Here is a 13,261-nt window from a genome sequence, read left to right on the forward strand (position 1 = left end):
AGGCGCTCAGGATAAACTCGCGCTGGGCGCGAGCGAAGCAATCCAGGGTGGCGTAAACCGCTCTGGATTGCTTCGCTACGCTCGCAATGACGAAGTGCTGAACGTGAAACTTATCCTATAGTCTCGCGAGTGATGTTGGACGCCATGGAACCTCAGACCCTCCTCCGCCTGCTCGATCTTGCCGGGATCGGCGTCTTCGCGCTGTCGGGCGCGTTGATGGCGGTGCGGCTGCGGCAGACTTTGGTGACCGCGATGTTCTTCGCGCTCGTCACCGGCGTCGGCGGCGGCAGCGTGCGCGACCTGCTGATCGGGGCGCCGGTGTTCTGGGTGCAGGATGGCGCGATCGCCGCGGTGTGCATCGCGATAGCCTTTGTCGTCTGGATCACGCCCGAACGCTGGTGGCAGGGCCAGCTTCTGGAATGGGCCGACGCCGTGGGGCTCGCCGCCTATGCGGTGTTCGGCACGGCGAAGGCGCTCGCCTGGGGCGTGCCGCCGGTGCCGGCGCTGTTGATGGGGGTGATTACCGGCTGCGTCGGCGGCACGATCCGCGACATATTGGCAGGGGTGCCGTCGATCATCATGCGTCCCGAAATCTATGTCACCGCGGCGGCACTCGCCTCGGGGCTGTATCTCGTCCTTTTGTGGGCAGCGGTCGGCACGCCGATTGCGGCGCTGTGCGGCGCGGTGGCGGGTTTTGCGCTGCGCGGTGCGGCGATCCACTGGTCGCTCGCGCTCCCCGCCTATCGCGATCCGGCGCGCTGAGCCGTCTCGTTTCGGGACGGAATCGGTTGCGCCGGGCGAGCGGTGTCAGAAACGATTAACCCGCCGCCCCTAGCCCTCGCCCAGCGAAAGGGGCGCGTGGGGGCCTTGGAAGTCTTGCTGATCAGCTTTGGCGCGGGAGTCGCACCGGTCGGCGCGGCCGATTGCAGCGTGACCGGAACCGCCGGGGCGATGCTGCTGGCTGCGCCGCTGACCTATTCCCTCTGGCTGCTGCGCGATCGCCTGCGCGCCTTGCCGTCGCGGCTTGCCAATTTGCTTGACCGGACCGATCCCGGCGGCGAGGTTGGGACAGCTGGAAACAAGGGGGTTGCGCCATGACGATCGGCGAAGCGCGGGTGAACGGAATCAACATCACTTATGAGGACAAGGGCCCCAAGGATGCGCCCGCGATCCTGCTGGTGATGGGGCTGGGAGGCCAGTTGACCTTGTGGCCCGACGAGTTCGTCGATGCGCTGGTCGCGCATGGCTTTCGCACCATCCGCTACGACAATCGCGACGTCGGGCTGTCGACGCGCTTCGACGCGGCGGGGGTGCCCAACCTGAAATGGATGTTCGTGAAATCGATGCTGCGGCTGCCGGTGCGGCCCGCCTACAGTCTGGCCGACATGGCGGCCGACGGCGTGGGGCTGCTCGACCATCTGGGGATCGGCAAGGCGCATGTCGTCGGCGCGTCGATGGGCGGCATGATTTCGCAGCATATCGCGGCGCGCTATCCCGACCGCACATTGTCGCTGACTTCGATCATGTCGACAACCGGCAATCCCCGCCTGCCGCGCGCGCAGAAGGAAGCGATGGCGGTGCTCGCCAACCGCCCGATGAGCGGCGATCCCGAGGATATGATCGCCTATTCGGTGCGCGCCGCGCGGGTGATCGGCAGCCCCGGTTACCCGGCGGAGGAAGAGCGGCTGCAACGCCGGGTGCGCGGCGATTTCGAGCGCGGCTGGTATCCGCAGGGCGTCGCGCGGCAGATGGCGGCGATCGTCGCCGACGGCGACCGGCGCGCGATGCTGAAGACGATAAAGGCGCCGACGTTGGTCATCCATGGCGAGGCCGATCCGCTGGTGCCGCTGGCGGGCGGCAAGGATACGGCGGCCAATATCCCCGGCGCGCGGCTGATGACGATTCCCGGCATGGGGCACGACCTGCCGCTCGCCCTGGTCGATACGCTCGCCGACGCCGTTGCCGGCCATGCGCGGGAGCTGGCGGCGGCCGCATGAGCGCGCTGAAGACGCGGCTGCGGGCGCAGCTGCTTCGCATCCATATCTGGCTCGGCTGGCTGGTCGGGGTGCCGCTGATCCTGTGGACGCTGTCGGGGCTCATCATGGTGATCAAGCCGATCGACGAGGTGCGCGGCAGCGATTTGCGGAGCGAACCGGCGGCCATTCCCGCGGCGCTGGCCGCGGTGCCGCCGCGGTTCGATGGGCGGCCGGTCGAGAAGCTGGAACTGGCTATGCGCAAGGCGCGGCCGGTGTGGCTGATCCGCTATGCCGGGGGCGATAGCCGCGCCGCCGATGCGGCGACGGGGGCGCTGTTGCCGCCCGTGACCGCCGCCGAAGCGCGTGGGATCGCCGATGCGGCGCAAAAGGCGCCGGGCCGGGCGGTATCGGTCGCACGTTTCGCGGCGGACGCCAATCCGCTCGACCTGAGGCGCGACCGCCCGGCGTGGCAGGTCGCCTATGCCGATGGCCTTCATGCCTATGTCGATGCCGATACCGGGGAATTGCTCGCGCTGCGGACGCGTTGGTGGCGAACCTATGATGTCTTCTGGGGGTTGCACATCATGGACCTGCAGACGCGCGAGGACACGCATCATCCGCTGTTGACCGGCTTTGCGGCGGTCAGCCTCGTCACCGTCATTCTGGGCTTCGCGATGCTGTTCGTGCGCCAGCGGCGGCGGAGAAATGGTTCCCCTCCCGCAAGCGGGAGGGGGGAGTTTTAGCGCATCAACAGCGCCAGCGTCGCGAAGAAGCCTTTCGCCTCCGCCCTGCCCGGCCGCGGCACGGCGGGAAGATAGGCGCGGCAGTCGAGGCACGATGCCTGCACCGATCCTGCCTCGGTCAGCAGCGACAGGTCCTGCACCACCCGGCGTTCGATCATCTGGCGGTTCATCGCCGCGATGCCGAACCAGCCGCGCGGGAGCGCCGTGGCCTGTTCGGGCTGTTCGGCGCCAAGCCCAGCTTGCCAGCAGCTTCGAAAATTCGCTCGGCTCGTTTTCGAAATATTTGGCGTGGACCTCGCCATCGACCTTGGCGAGCTTTGCCGCCGCGGCGATCGCATCGGGCAGGCCGCCGAACTGGTCGACCAGTCCGAGCTGGCGCGCCGTGCCGCCGGCCCAGACGCGGCCCTCGGCGATTTCCTGCACCTTGGCGAGCGGCTGCTTGCGGCTCTTGGCGACCATGCCGGTGAAGCGGGTGTAGATGTCCTCGACGCTGGCCTGCGCCAGCGTGTTGAATTCGTCGTTCACGCCGCCGAGAATGTCGGGCTGGCCCGACAGCGGCGTCGTCGCGATGCCGTCGGTGGTGATGCCGGCCTTGGCCAGCGTCTGTTCGAAGCTCGGCAAGATGCCGAAGACGCCGATCGAGCCGGTGATCGTCTCCGGCTCGGCGAAGATGCGGTCGGCGGGGGTCGAAATCCAGTAGCCGCCCGACGCGGCGACGTTCGCCATCGACACCACCACGGGCAGCTTCTTTGCCTTGGCCGCGAGCAGCGCCTGACGGATTTCCTCCGACGCCAGCACCGACCCGCCGGGCGAGTCGACGCGCAGCACGATCGCCTTGATATCGTCGTCGGCGGCAGCATCGAGGATGTGCTGCGCGACCGTCGTGCCGCCGGCGAGGCCGCTCGGCGCCTCGCCGTCGACGATCTCGCCGATCACCGGCACGACGGCGATCGCGCTGCCCGGTTGTTTCGGCGGATTGGCGGCGACCCAATTGTCGAGCGGGATCGCATTATATTCCCACGGGCGCTTGTCGTCATAGGCGCCGCTGATCTCGGCGACGCGGGCGTTGAATGCCATGCGGCTGCCCAGCGTATCGACCAGCCCGGCATCGAGCGACGCCTTCGACAGGTCGTTGCCCGCCGCGCGCACCGCGCCGGCGGTGTCGGCGATGAAGGGGTCGATCTTCGCCTTGGGCCGCGCCTTCTTGACGTCGGTCAGCCAGTTTTCCCACAGCGCGCTCGGCATAGGCCATGTCGGCGGCCTTGGCTTCGGGCGACTGGTCGGCGCGCAGATAGGGCTCGACCGCGCTCTTGAATGTCCCGACGCGATAGATGTGCGCGGTGACGCCCAGCTTGTCCATCAGCCCCTTGTAATAGAGGCGCGATCCGCCGGGCCCCGCGATGGCGACGCCGCCCACCGGGTCGGCCCAGATCTCGCTGGCGTGCGCGGCGATCTGGTAGCTGTCGGTGGTATAGGCGGTGGCGAAGGCGAGCACGGGTTTCTTCTTCGCCCGTACCTTGTCGACCGCGGTGCCGATTTCGGCGAGCGACACCTGGCCGCCGCCGAGGAAGCGGTCGAGGTCGAGCACGACCGAGGTGACGCGCTTGTCGTCGGCGGCGGTTTCGAGCGCATGGACGACGTCACGGACGCGGATTTCCTTGAGGTCGTTGCCGCCCGACAGCGCCGCGAGCGGGTCGATCTCCATGCCGGCTGTTCGGTGACGACGCCGTCGAGGTTCAGCAGCAGCGCGCCCTCGCTGACCGGCAGCGAGGGATTGGGGCGTCCCGCGAGCAGGCCGAACAGCGCGACAAAGAAAAGCAGCAGGAAGACGAGCGCCAGCCCGTCCTTGATCGCGACGAGCAGGTTCCAGACCTTGCGCGGAAAGCTGGTCGTGCTCCTGGGTTTGTCCTCGCCGGGCAGTGGTAGCGCGGACGGGAATAGCCCAGGGGCCGAGCGGGGTCGTTGGGCGGGGTCGCGGTGCTGTCGGTCATGGGCGCAAATCTAGGGATGACGTTCGCCGTTGGCAATGCACGCTTCGACGGGTGTCGGATGGGGAGGGGGCGAACAACAACCCGCCCTACCCTTCAGGGGAGGGGCTTCATCACAGCCAGCCCTCGCGCCGATACCAGCGCACCGTTTCGGCCAGCGCCTCGCCCGTGTCCAATTCCGGACGCCACAGATCGGACGGCGGGCAGGCACCATCGGTCGCGACCCAGTCCGGGTGAGCGATATAGCGCGCGCGGTCGGGGGTCAGCTTGGCGCGGCTGCGGCGCACCAGCCGGTCGAGGCGCCCGCCGGCCTTGAGCACCGCGGCGGGCACCGACAGGGTCGAGACATGGCTGCGTCCGACCGCGCGGCCGATCATGCGGGCGAAGCTGCGGTGCGACCAGCCGCGCGGCTTGCCGTCGTCGGGCTCGTAAACCTGACCGATGGTCGCGTCGCGGTCGGCGGCGAGCGCGACGAGCAGGCGCGCGAGTTCGTCGACATAGATGGCCGACATGCGCCCGGCGGGGGGCAGCAGCGCGACGCCGCGCCGCGCCATGCGGAACAGGTCGAGCATTTCGGTATCGCCGGGACCGAATACCGCGGGCGGGCGCACGATCGTCCAGTCGAGCCCGCTGGCCTTGACGATGGTTTCGGCGCGCGCCTTCGACCAGCCATAGTTGGAAAGGCCGGGCTCGCGCGCGGCGAGCGAGGAGACATGGACGAAGCGGGTGACGCCGGCGGTGCGCGCGGCTTCGACGACGCGGCTGGTGGCGGTGGCGTTGCCCGCCTCGAAGGCGGCGCGGGTGGGGACGTTCACCACCCCCGCGATGTGCATCACCGCATCGCTGCCCCGCGCCATGTCGGCGAGGCTTTCCGGCTGGTCGAGCGCGCCCATGATCCAGGTGACGCCTTCGCGATCGGGTTGCGGGCGGCGGGTGAGGGCGCGGACATGCCAGCCCTGCGCGACGGCAAGCTGCAAGGTCGCGCCACCGACGAAGCCGGTGGCACCGGTCATCGCGAGAGTCGGGATGGTCATGGAACGATCCTCCCCCGCAGGGGGAGGGGGACCACCCGAAGGGTGGTGGAGGGGTACAGGAGGCCACACGCTGTGTTCGACTGCACGTGCCCCTCCACCATGCTTCGCATGGTCCCCCTCCCCGTTTCGGGGAGGATCACAACAGCACCATATGGTCGCGATGCACGACCGCGCTGCGCGGCGCATAGCCGAGCACGGCTTCCTGCGCGTCGCGGGCGAGGCCGAGGATCGCGGCCGCGTCGGTGGCGGGATATTCGGACAGACCGCGCGCGACCACACGCCCGTCGGGCCCGGCGATGTCGAGGATGTCGCCGCGCGCGAAGCGGCCCGATGCCGCGGTGACCCCGGCGGCGAGCAGGCTGGCGCCGCCGCGCAGCGCCTTCGCCGCGCCCGCGTCGATGGTCAGGCGGCCCTTGGCGGTCAGCCCGCCGGCGAGCCAGGCCTTGCGTGCACTCGCACCCCTTTCGGCGACGAACAGGCTGTGCCGCGCCTCGGTCGACAGCGGCCGGTCGATGCGGCCCGACGCGATGGCGAGATGCGCGCCCGCGGCATTGGCGATGCGCGCCGCCGCGATCTTCGACACCATGCCGCCCGATCCCATGCCCGATGCCGAGCCACTGTCGGCCATCGCCTCGACGGCGGCGTCGATGCGCTCGATCCGCGCGATATGCCGGGCGCCGGGCTGCGAGGGGTTGCGGTCGTAAAGGCCGTCGATGTCGCTGAGCAGGATCACGCCGCCCGCCGCCGCCGCCTGCGCGACGCGCGCGGCGAGCCGGTCGTTGTCGCCGAAGCGGATTTCCTCGGTCGCGACGCTGTCATTCTCGTTGATGATCGGCACGACGCCAAGGCTGAGCAGCCGGTCGAGCGTCGCGGCGGCGTTGAGATAGCGGCGGCGATGTTCGAGGTCGTCGAGTGTGACGAGCATCTGCGCCGCCGTCAGCCCTTCGGCGCCGAGCACTTCGGCCCACACATGGCTCAAGGCGATCTGCCCCGTTGCGGCGGCGGCCTGCGCATCCTCGAGGCTCGCGCGCCCGCCTTTGGCAAGTCCGAGCCGCCGCGCGCCGAGCGCGATCGCCCCCGAAGAGACGACCGCGACCTGCTGACCCGCGCGCGTCCGTTCCGCGATGTCGGCGGCGATCCCCGCCAGCCAGTCGCGCCGCACCGCGCCGTCCGCATCGACGAGCAAGGCCGAGCCGATCTTGACGATCAGGCGGGGGCAGGAGGCGGGCGGAAACAGGATCATTGCGCCGCCGATAGCGTGCGGAAGGCGCGACGCCAACGGTCGATCGCGCCGCGGCAGCTTTGGGGTGGGAAGCGGACATTCCCCGCGATCGCCGGATGGAATGAGATTCGCGCAGAGATCGCAGAGATCGCAGAGGATAGGGTTCACGCGGAGACGCGGAGACGCGGAGGAGATCGCGCGGGCCGCGAAGCGGCTTTTCTTGTTCGACGGGAGAAACAGACCGCACCATGCGGATGAAGGGAGCCTGCCGGTTCCGAACCGGCTTCTCCGCGCCTCCGCGTGAACATCTGCCGGACTCTCCGCGATCTCTGCGCGAAATTATTGGCGATTGTACAGATTGCAAATCCGCTTGCGAACAGCGGCTTCGGGGTGGGGAGCGGACATCATGCCCTCTCCCCCTGAAGGACAGAGAGCATCTTTCTTCCAACTTCCGCCAAGACCCGACGGCCGCCCGTCTGGCGTTGAACGGGGTTCAGACCGGCGACCATTCGCCGTCGCCATCGTCCGCCGGGTCTTCGCCCGCCTTGTCGCCGGCGATGATCTCCAGCAATTTGTCGAGCACCGGTCCGATGCCCGCACCGCTCGCGCCCGACAGCGCCATCACGGGGTGGCCGCTTTCCTCGGCGAGTTCGGCCGAGAGCGCCGCGATCAGTTCGTCGTCGAGCGTGTCGATCTTGTTGAGCGCGACGATCACCGGCTTGTCGGTGAGGTCGGCGCCATAGGCCTCCAGCTCGTCGCGCACGATGCAGTAGCTGGTCGCGACATCCGTGTCGTTGGCGTCGACCAGATGGAGCAGCACGCGGCAGCGTTCGATATGGCCGAGGAAGCGGTCGCCGACGCCCGCGCCCTCGGCGGCGCCCTCGATCAGGCCGGGGATGTCGGCGACGACGAACTCGTGGCCCTTGTGGCTGACGACGCCGAGCTGGGGGCGCAGCGTCGTGAAGGCGTAGGCGCCGACCTTCGCCTGCGCATTGCTCACCGCGTTGATGAAGGTCGACTTTCCGGCATTGGGCAGGCCGACGAGCCCCGCGTCGGCGAGCAGCTTCAGGCGCAGCCACACCCACATTTCCTCGCCCGGCCAGCCGGGTCCGTGCTGGCGCGGCGCGCGGTTGGTGCTGGTCTTGTACGATGCGTTGCCGCGCCCGCCGTCGCCGCCGCGCAGGAAGGTGATGCGTTCGCCCTCCCTGGTCAGGTCGGCGAGCAGGCTGCGCTCCTCGTCATCGGCGAGGATCTGGGTGCCGACCGGTACCTGGATGACGAGGTCGGGGCCGCCCGCGCCGGTGCGGTCGCGGCCTGCGCCGGGGGTGCCGCGCTTAGCCTTGAAATGCTGGGTGTAGCGAAAGTCGATGAGGGTGTTGAGGCCCGCGACCGCCTCGAAGATCACGTCGCCGCCCTTGCCGCCGTTGCCGCCGTCGGGGCCGCCATATTCGATATATTTCTCGCGCCGGAACGACACGGCGCCGGGGCCGCCGTCGCCGGATTTGATGAAGATCTTGGCCTGGTCGAGGAAATGCATGGCGGCGCTTTAGGGGGATGACGACCAAATTGCACCCTTATTCCCGCTCGACACGAACGGGATTTAGAGTTCAACCGCGCTTGCCGATGCCGCTCGCGATCATCGATTCGAGCGCGATCTCGCGCGCGCGGCTGCGCGGCAGGCCGAGCGCGCGGGTGAGCGGCGCGCCGAACAGCGCATCGCCGAGCGCGAGCAGGGTAAGCTGCAGCGTTTCGTCCTCGAGCGGCGCTTCGGCATCGCTGTGCCCCTCGCGCAATTCCTCGACGAGGTCGTGAATCGCCTTCAGGATCGGGTCGAGCGCATCCTCGTTGCCCGACAGGATCATCCAGCTCGCGAGCGCGCCCGCGCCGCCGGTGTCGAACGCATCGAAAGCGAGATCGACGACCTCGCGCGGATTCTGGTCGCCCGCACGCTGGCGCAGCACCGTCTCGCGGATCGTCGTGGTGACGAACTCGGCCATATTTTCGATCAGCGCCTGTTGCAGCCCCGCCGCGCTGCCGAAATGGTGCAGCAGATTGGCGTGGGTGCGGTCGACCCGCGCCGCCACCGCCTTCAGCGTCACCGCCTGCGGACCCATCTCGATCAAAATCTGGCGCGCGGCGTCGAGCGCGGCGGACCGGCTTTCCTCCGGACTCAGGCGTTTCTTTACTATTGACACCACTGTAAGTAATTCCTAGCCATTGCCCCATGGCGTCCCCGAACGCCGAGTCCCGCTTTCCGACGGAGTGACGCATATGTCCAGCCTTTCGCTCTCGCCGACCCCGAAAGACCTGTCGATCACGCCGCGCGACATGCGCTTCGGCCGCGACGACCGGCAGGGGCGTTGGTGGCTGAATGGCGACCCGATCGCCTCGGCGTTCCATACCGCGCTGTCGGTGACCTTTCCCCGCGGCGAGGCGATGTTCATCGAGGCGGTGAAGGCGCATCGCGACGGCGTGCCCGAGAAACTGGCCCGCGAAATCCGCGCCTTCACCCAGCAGGAGGTCATCCACAGCCGTGAGCATGTCGTGTTCAACAAGAAGGCCGCCGAAGCGGGCTACGACCTTTCGGAGCTTGAGGACGACGTCAACCAGGTGCTCGACCTGATCAAGCAGCGCCCGCAGATCGTCAACCTGATGGCGACGATCGCGCTCGAACATTATACCGCGATGATGGCGGCGGTGATGCTGAAGGACCCCAGGATGTACGCCGGCGCCGAGCCCGAATGGGCGGCCCTGTGGAAATGGCACGCGATCGAGGAGATCGAGCACAAGGGCGTCGCCTACGACACCTGGCTGCACGCGACCCGCGACTGGAGCCGTTTCCGGCGCTGGCGCGCCAAGTCGATCATGATGCTGCTCGTCACCACGCGTTTCTGGCCGAAGCGGGTGAAGGGCATGAAGGCGCTGCTGAGGCAGGACGGGCTGACCGGCTGGCGCGTGACGGCGCGGATCTGGTGGTATCTGCTGGGCAAGCCCGGCGTGCTGCGCCGCAGCTTCCTGCCGTGGCTCAGCTATTTCCTGCCGGGCTTCCACCCGTGGAACCACGACGACCGCGCGCTGATCAAGCTCCATGAAAGCGATTATGCCGACGCGGTGATGCCGCAGCACAGCTCGGCGGCAGCCGAGCACGGCACGAGGAATTGGCGGCGGCTGCCGCCTGACCGGCTCGCGAAGGCGGAGCCCCCAAAGGGCTCTCTCTCCCCCGTTTTCGGGGCTTCGCCTTCGCGGGATCAGCGGCTTGCCGCGCGGCGCGTCCGCTGATAGCCCCGCGCCATGGTCACCGCTCCCCCGACTATCGAAACCGCGCGCCTGCGCCTGCGCGAGCATCGCCTGTCGGACAAGGCCGACCATATCGCGATGTGGGCCGACGAGCGCGTGACGCGCTTCATCGGCGGCGAACCGCGCGCGCCCGACGTCAGCTGGGGCAAATTCCTGTCGGCGGCCGGGCTGTGGCCGGTGATGGGCTATGGCTATTGGGTGTTCGCCGACAAGGTCACCGACCGGCTGATCGGCATGGGCGGGCTCAGCTATTTCGGGCGCGGGATTCCCGAGCTGGAAGGCCAGCCCGAGGCGGGCTGGGCGTTCGACGCCGACCATTGGGGTGGCGGGCTGGCGACCGAGGCGATGTCCGCGGTGCTGGCGTGGGCCGATGCGAACCTCGACGCGGCGGAGGTGCGCTGCATCATCGAACCGGGGCACGGCGCGTCGGAGCGGGTCGCGGCGAAACTGGGGTTCGCACTGATCGGCGAGAGCGATGTGCTGCCCGAGGTGGTCAATATCTATGCGCGGCGGCGCGCGGAACATTCGTCATTGCGAGCGTAGCGAAGCAATCCAGAGCGATTTACGCCTGCTCTGGATTGCCGCGTCGCCTTCGGCTCCTCGCAATGACGAAATTCTATCTATTTGTCAGGCGTGCTCCACCACCAGCACATTGCCGTCGGCGCCCACCACCCGCACCTTGCTGCCTTCGGCCGCATCGGGCCCGCGGACCGGCCATTCGCCGTCGCCGACCTTGGCGCGGCCGCGGCCGTTCTCGATCGGCTGGGTCAGCGTCAGCACCTCGCCGACCAGCCGGCCGCCGCGCTGGTTGAGCAGCGGGTCGGTGGTGGTGATCGGGTTCGCCTTCAGCCAGCGCCGCGTGCTGTAGAGCGCGACGAACGACAGCACCGCGAAAATGGCGAGCTGCAGCGGAATGCCGACCGGCAGCAGCCAGGCGATAAGGCCCGTGGCGATCGCCGCGGCGCCGATCCAGACGAGGAAGAATCCGGGCGCGACGATCTCGGCCGCGGCGAGCAGCACGCCGAGCGACAGCCACGCCCAGTGCGGTTCCAGGTTCGTCAGCCAGTCGGGCATGTCAGCGGCCTCCGTCGCGGTTCGCCAGCGCGTCCTTGGCGAGTTCGCCGATGCCGCCGAGCGTGCCGATCAGCTGCGTCGCCTCGACCGGGAAGAGGATCGTCTTGGCATTGGGGCTGGTCGCGAACTGGCTCACCGCCTCGACATATTTCTGCGCGATGAAATAGTTGATCGCCTGCGCATTGCCGCCGGCGATCGCGTCGGACACCATCTGGGTCGCCTTGGCTTCGGCCTCGGCTTCGCGTTCGCGCGCCTCGGCGTCGCGGAAGGCGGCTTCGCGGCGGCCCTCGGCCTGCAGGATCTGACCCTGTTTCTCGCCCTCGGCGCGCAGGATTTCCGACGCCCGCATGCCTTCGGCCTCGAGGATGTTGGCGCGCTTTTCGCGCTCGGCCTTCATCTGCCGCGCCATCGCGTTCGAAATGTCGGCGGGCGGGCGGATGTCCTTGATCTCGACGCGGGTGATCTTGACGCCCCAGGGGGTGGTCGCATCGTCGACGACGTGCAGCAGGCGGGTGTTGATCTCGTCGCGTTTCGACAGCGTCTCGTCGAGGTCCATCGAGCCCATCACGGTGCGCAGGTTGGTCGTCGTCAGGTTCATGATCGCGAGATAGAGGTCGCTGACCTCATAGGCCGCCTTGGCGGCGTCGAGCACCTGGAAGAAGACGACGCCGTCGACCGCGACCATCGCATTGTCCTTGGTGATGATTTCCTGGCCCGGGATATCGAGCACCTGCTCCATCATGTTCACCTTGCGCCCGACGCGGTCGAAGATCGGCATGATGAAGTTGAGCCCCGGCTGCGCGGTGTGGGTGTAGCGGCCGAAGCGTTCGATCGTATAGCTGTAGCCCTGCCGGACCGGGGTGAGCGCCCAGAGGACGAACACCAGCGCCAATACGACCGCGGCAATTGCAACGTAACCCATGCGTCATCCCCTCTGCAAAATTTCCGTCGCTATCCGGCTTCTCTTATTGCGGCAATGCGGCGGCTGCGCCACAGAAAAGCGCATGACGACCTTTGCGCCGCGCTCGCTCCTCTATGTTCCCGGTTCGAACGCCCGCGCGCTGGAGAAGGCGCGGGGCCTCGCCGCCGACATGCTGATCGTCGACCTGGAGGATGCGGTGCCCGCCGACCGCAAGGCCGAGGCGCGCGAGGCGATGCGCGCCGCGGTGACGGCGGGTTATCCGGGCAAGCGCGTCGCGGTGCGGATCAACGGGACGGGCAGCCCGCATCAGGCCGCCGACATCCATGCGGTCAGCCGGCCTGCCGGTCGACGCCGTCGTGCTGCCCAAGGTCGATGCGGTCGCCGACATCGAGCCGGCGCGGGGGCTCGGCCTGCCGGTCTTCGCGATGATCGAGACGCCGAGCCGCCATTTACGCCGCGCGCGACATCGCCGCCGATGCATCGGTCGCGGGGCTGATCGCGGGGCTCAACGACCTCGCGCACGAGCTGAAGCTGCCCGGCGGCATGGACCGCGGCGCGATGAGCCATGCGATCCAGGCGATCGTGCTCGCGGCGCGCGCGGGCGGCGTCTGGGCCTTCGATGGGGTCTATAACGCGATCGACGATGCCGCGGGCTTCGCGGCGGAGGCCGCCGAAGGACGGCGGCTCGGCTTCGACGGCAAGACGCTGATCCATCCGTCGCAGGTCGATCCGTGCAACGCCGCCTTTGCGCCGTCGCCGCACGAGATCGCCGAGGCCGAGGCGCTGGTCGCGGCGGCGACCGGCGGGGCGCAGCGGCACGACGGGCGGATGATCGAGGATATGCATGTCGCCGCGGCGCGGGCGCTGCTGGAGCGGGCGGGGCGGTCGTAAATCTCCCCTCCCGCAGGCGGGAGGGGTTGGGGGTGGGCAGCGACGTCTCAATGGCCCACCCCGCTGCGACTAGGGCGCAAGCGCCCAAGTCTCGCTGCCCCTCCCGCTTGCGGG

16 protein-coding genes and 1 pseudogene are annotated in these 13,261 nt (G+C 68.6%); 8 read left to right on the forward strand and 9 right to left on the reverse strand.

Features of this window, described 5'->3' with window-relative positions; translation table 11 throughout:
- Nucleotides 1-144 precede the first annotated feature (144 nt).
- The 4 genes from N0A20_RS00970 to N0A20_RS00985 all read left to right on the forward strand — a co-directional run bounded on the left by N0A20_RS00970 (nucleotide 145) and on the right by N0A20_RS00985 (nucleotide 2,719).
- Nucleotides 145-762 (forward strand): trimeric intracellular cation channel family protein, encoded by a 618-nt coding sequence (locus tag N0A20_RS00970; RefSeq protein ID WP_260582178.1) that lies wholly within the window; start codon nucleotides 145-147, stop codon nucleotides 760-762.
- Nucleotides 763-867: 105 nt separating this feature from the next.
- Nucleotides 868-1,098 (forward strand): hypothetical protein, encoded by a 231-nt coding sequence (locus N0A20_RS00975; protein ID WP_260582179.1) that lies wholly within the window; start codon nucleotides 868-870, stop codon nucleotides 1,096-1,098.
- Complete coding sequence (locus tag N0A20_RS00980) at nucleotides 1,095-1,997, forward strand: alpha/beta fold hydrolase (RefSeq protein ID WP_260582180.1); 903 nt, start codon at nucleotides 1,095-1,097, stop codon at nucleotides 1,995-1,997. The genes N0A20_RS00975 and N0A20_RS00980 overlap by 4 nt, the downstream gene beginning before the upstream one ends.
- Nucleotides 1,994-2,719, forward strand: a complete 726-nt coding sequence (locus tag N0A20_RS00985; RefSeq protein WP_260582181.1) for a PepSY domain-containing protein — start codon at nucleotides 1,994-1,996, stop codon at nucleotides 2,717-2,719. Before N0A20_RS00980 ends, N0A20_RS00985 begins: the two co-directional genes overlap by 4 nt.
- Here the strand turns inward: N0A20_RS00985 and N0A20_RS00990 are convergent.
- From N0A20_RS00990 to N0A20_RS01020, 7 genes and pseudogenes are all read right to left on the reverse strand, one after another.
- Nucleotides 2,716-3,021 (reverse strand): hypothetical protein, encoded by a 306-nt coding sequence (locus N0A20_RS00990; protein ID WP_260582182.1) that lies wholly within the window; start codon nucleotides 3,019-3,021, stop codon nucleotides 2,716-2,718. The genes N0A20_RS00985 and N0A20_RS00990 overlap by 4 nt on opposite strands.
- A gap of 61 nt (nucleotides 3,022-3,082) precedes the next feature.
- Nucleotides 3,083-3,796: pseudogene (locus tag N0A20_RS00995) on the reverse strand (S49 family peptidase); the annotation flags it as partial.
- Nucleotides 3,753-4,424, reverse strand: coding sequence for a S49 family peptidase (locus tag N0A20_RS01000; RefSeq protein ID WP_260582183.1), 672 nt, complete (start codon nucleotides 4,422-4,424; stop codon nucleotides 3,753-3,755). The pseudogene N0A20_RS00995 and the gene N0A20_RS01000, both read right to left, overlap by 44 nt.
- A 396-nt stretch (nucleotides 4,425-4,820) precedes the next feature.
- Nucleotides 4,821-5,741 (reverse strand): NAD(P)H-binding protein, encoded by a 921-nt coding sequence (locus tag N0A20_RS01005; RefSeq protein ID WP_260582184.1) that lies wholly within the window; start codon nucleotides 5,739-5,741, stop codon nucleotides 4,821-4,823.
- Nucleotides 5,742-5,877: 136 nt separating this feature from the next.
- Nucleotides 5,878-6,984: a glutamate 5-kinase gene (proB, locus tag N0A20_RS01010; protein ID WP_260582185.1), complete on the reverse strand. Its 1,107-nt coding sequence runs from the start codon at nucleotides 6,982-6,984 to the stop codon at nucleotides 5,878-5,880.
- A gap of 472 nt (nucleotides 6,985-7,456) precedes the next feature.
- Nucleotides 7,457-8,500: a GTPase ObgE gene (gene obgE, locus N0A20_RS01015; protein WP_260582186.1), complete on the reverse strand. Its 1,044-nt coding sequence runs from the start codon at nucleotides 8,498-8,500 to the stop codon at nucleotides 7,457-7,459.
- A 70-nt stretch (nucleotides 8,501-8,570) separates the two neighbouring features.
- On the reverse strand, nucleotides 8,571-9,158 hold the full coding sequence (locus N0A20_RS01020) for a TetR/AcrR family transcriptional regulator (RefSeq protein ID WP_260583976.1): 588 nt from the start codon (nucleotides 9,156-9,158) through the stop codon (nucleotides 8,571-8,573).
- 76 nt (nucleotides 9,159-9,234) lie between these two features.
- Between N0A20_RS01020 and N0A20_RS01025 the strand changes: the two genes are divergently transcribed.
- On the forward strand, nucleotides 9,235-10,242 hold the full coding sequence (locus N0A20_RS01025; protein WP_312846583.1) for a metal-dependent hydrolase: 1,008 nt from the start codon (nucleotides 9,235-9,237) through the stop codon (nucleotides 10,240-10,242).
- A gap of 12 nt (nucleotides 10,243-10,254) precedes the next feature.
- Nucleotides 10,255-10,803 carry a GNAT family N-acetyltransferase gene (locus N0A20_RS01030; RefSeq protein ID WP_260582187.1) on the forward strand — a complete coding sequence of 183 codons (549 nt, stop codon included), beginning with the start codon at nucleotides 10,255-10,257 and terminating at the stop codon, nucleotides 10,801-10,803.
- Nucleotides 10,804-10,887: 84 nt separating this feature from the next.
- On the opposite strand, the gene N0A20_RS01035 is transcribed toward N0A20_RS01030, so the two are convergent.
- Both N0A20_RS01035 and N0A20_RS01040 read right to left on the reverse strand, forming a co-directional pair.
- A complete protein-coding gene (locus N0A20_RS01035) occupies nucleotides 10,888-11,334 on the reverse strand; it encodes an NfeD family protein (protein WP_260582188.1) in 447 nt (148 codons plus the stop codon).
- Nucleotide 11,335: 1 nt separating this feature from the next.
- A complete protein-coding gene (locus N0A20_RS01040) occupies nucleotides 11,336-12,256 on the reverse strand; it encodes an SPFH domain-containing protein (RefSeq protein ID WP_260582190.1) in 921 nt (306 codons plus the stop codon).
- 82 nt (nucleotides 12,257-12,338) lie between these two features.
- On the opposite strand from N0A20_RS01040, the gene N0A20_RS01045 reads away from it, so the two are divergent.
- Nucleotides 12,339-12,752, forward strand: coding sequence for an aldolase/citrate lyase family protein (locus N0A20_RS01045; protein ID WP_260582191.1), 414 nt, complete (start codon nucleotides 12,339-12,341; stop codon nucleotides 12,750-12,752).
- Nucleotides 12,752-13,147: an aldolase/citrate lyase family protein gene (locus N0A20_RS01050; RefSeq protein ID WP_260583977.1), complete on the forward strand. Its 396-nt coding sequence runs from the start codon at nucleotides 12,752-12,754 to the stop codon at nucleotides 13,145-13,147. The genes N0A20_RS01045 and N0A20_RS01050 overlap by 1 nt, the downstream gene beginning before the upstream one ends.
- The last annotated feature ends 114 nt before the right edge of the window (nucleotides 13,148-13,261 follow it).

Origin of the sequence: Sphingopyxis sp. PET50 (assembly GCF_025244705.1) — a bacterium.
Classification (GTDB): Bacteria; Pseudomonadota; Alphaproteobacteria; order Sphingomonadales; family Sphingomonadaceae; genus Sphingopyxis.

Excerpts from the sequence above, each read along its gene's own strand:
- N0A20_RS01005 (WP_260582184.1), bottom strand. The coding sequence starts at position 5,741 with ATGACCATCCCGACTCTCGCGATGACCGGTGCCACCGGCTTCGTCGGT.
- N0A20_RS00980 (WP_260582180.1), top strand. The coding sequence starts at position 1,095 with ATGACGATCGGCGAAGCGCGGGTGAACGGAATCAACATCACTTATGAG.
- N0A20_RS01000 (WP_260582183.1), bottom strand. The coding sequence starts at position 4,424 with ATGGAGATCGACCCGCTCGCGGCGCTGTCGGGCGGCAACGACCTCAAG.
- proB (WP_260582185.1), bottom strand. The coding sequence starts at position 6,984 with ATGATCCTGTTTCCGCCCGCCTCCTGCCCCCGCCTGATCGTCAAGATC.
- N0A20_RS01030 (WP_260582187.1), top strand. The coding sequence starts at position 10,255 with ATGGTCACCGCTCCCCCGACTATCGAAACCGCGCGCCTGCGCCTGCGC.
- N0A20_RS00990 (WP_260582182.1), bottom strand. The coding sequence starts at position 3,021 with ATGGCGAGGTCCACGCCAAATATTTCGAAAACGAGCCGAGCGAATTTT.
- N0A20_RS01040 (WP_260582190.1), bottom strand. The coding sequence starts at position 12,256 with ATGGGTTACGTTGCAATTGCCGCGGTCGTATTGGCGCTGGTGTTCGTC.
- N0A20_RS01045 (WP_260582191.1), top strand. The coding sequence starts at position 12,339 with ATGACGACCTTTGCGCCGCGCTCGCTCCTCTATGTTCCCGGTTCGAAC.
- N0A20_RS01035 (WP_260582188.1), bottom strand. The coding sequence starts at position 11,334 with ATGCCCGACTGGCTGACGAACCTGGAACCGCACTGGGCGTGGCTGTCG.
- N0A20_RS01025 (WP_312846583.1), top strand. The coding sequence starts at position 9,235 with ATGTCCAGCCTTTCGCTCTCGCCGACCCCGAAAGACCTGTCGATCACG.
- N0A20_RS00985 (WP_260582181.1), top strand. The coding sequence starts at position 1,994 with ATGAGCGCGCTGAAGACGCGGCTGCGGGCGCAGCTGCTTCGCATCCAT.
- obgE (WP_260582186.1), bottom strand. The coding sequence starts at position 8,500 with ATGCATTTCCTCGACCAGGCCAAGATCTTCATCAAATCCGGCGACGGC.
- N0A20_RS00970 (WP_260582178.1), top strand. The coding sequence starts at position 145 with ATGGAACCTCAGACCCTCCTCCGCCTGCTCGATCTTGCCGGGATCGGC.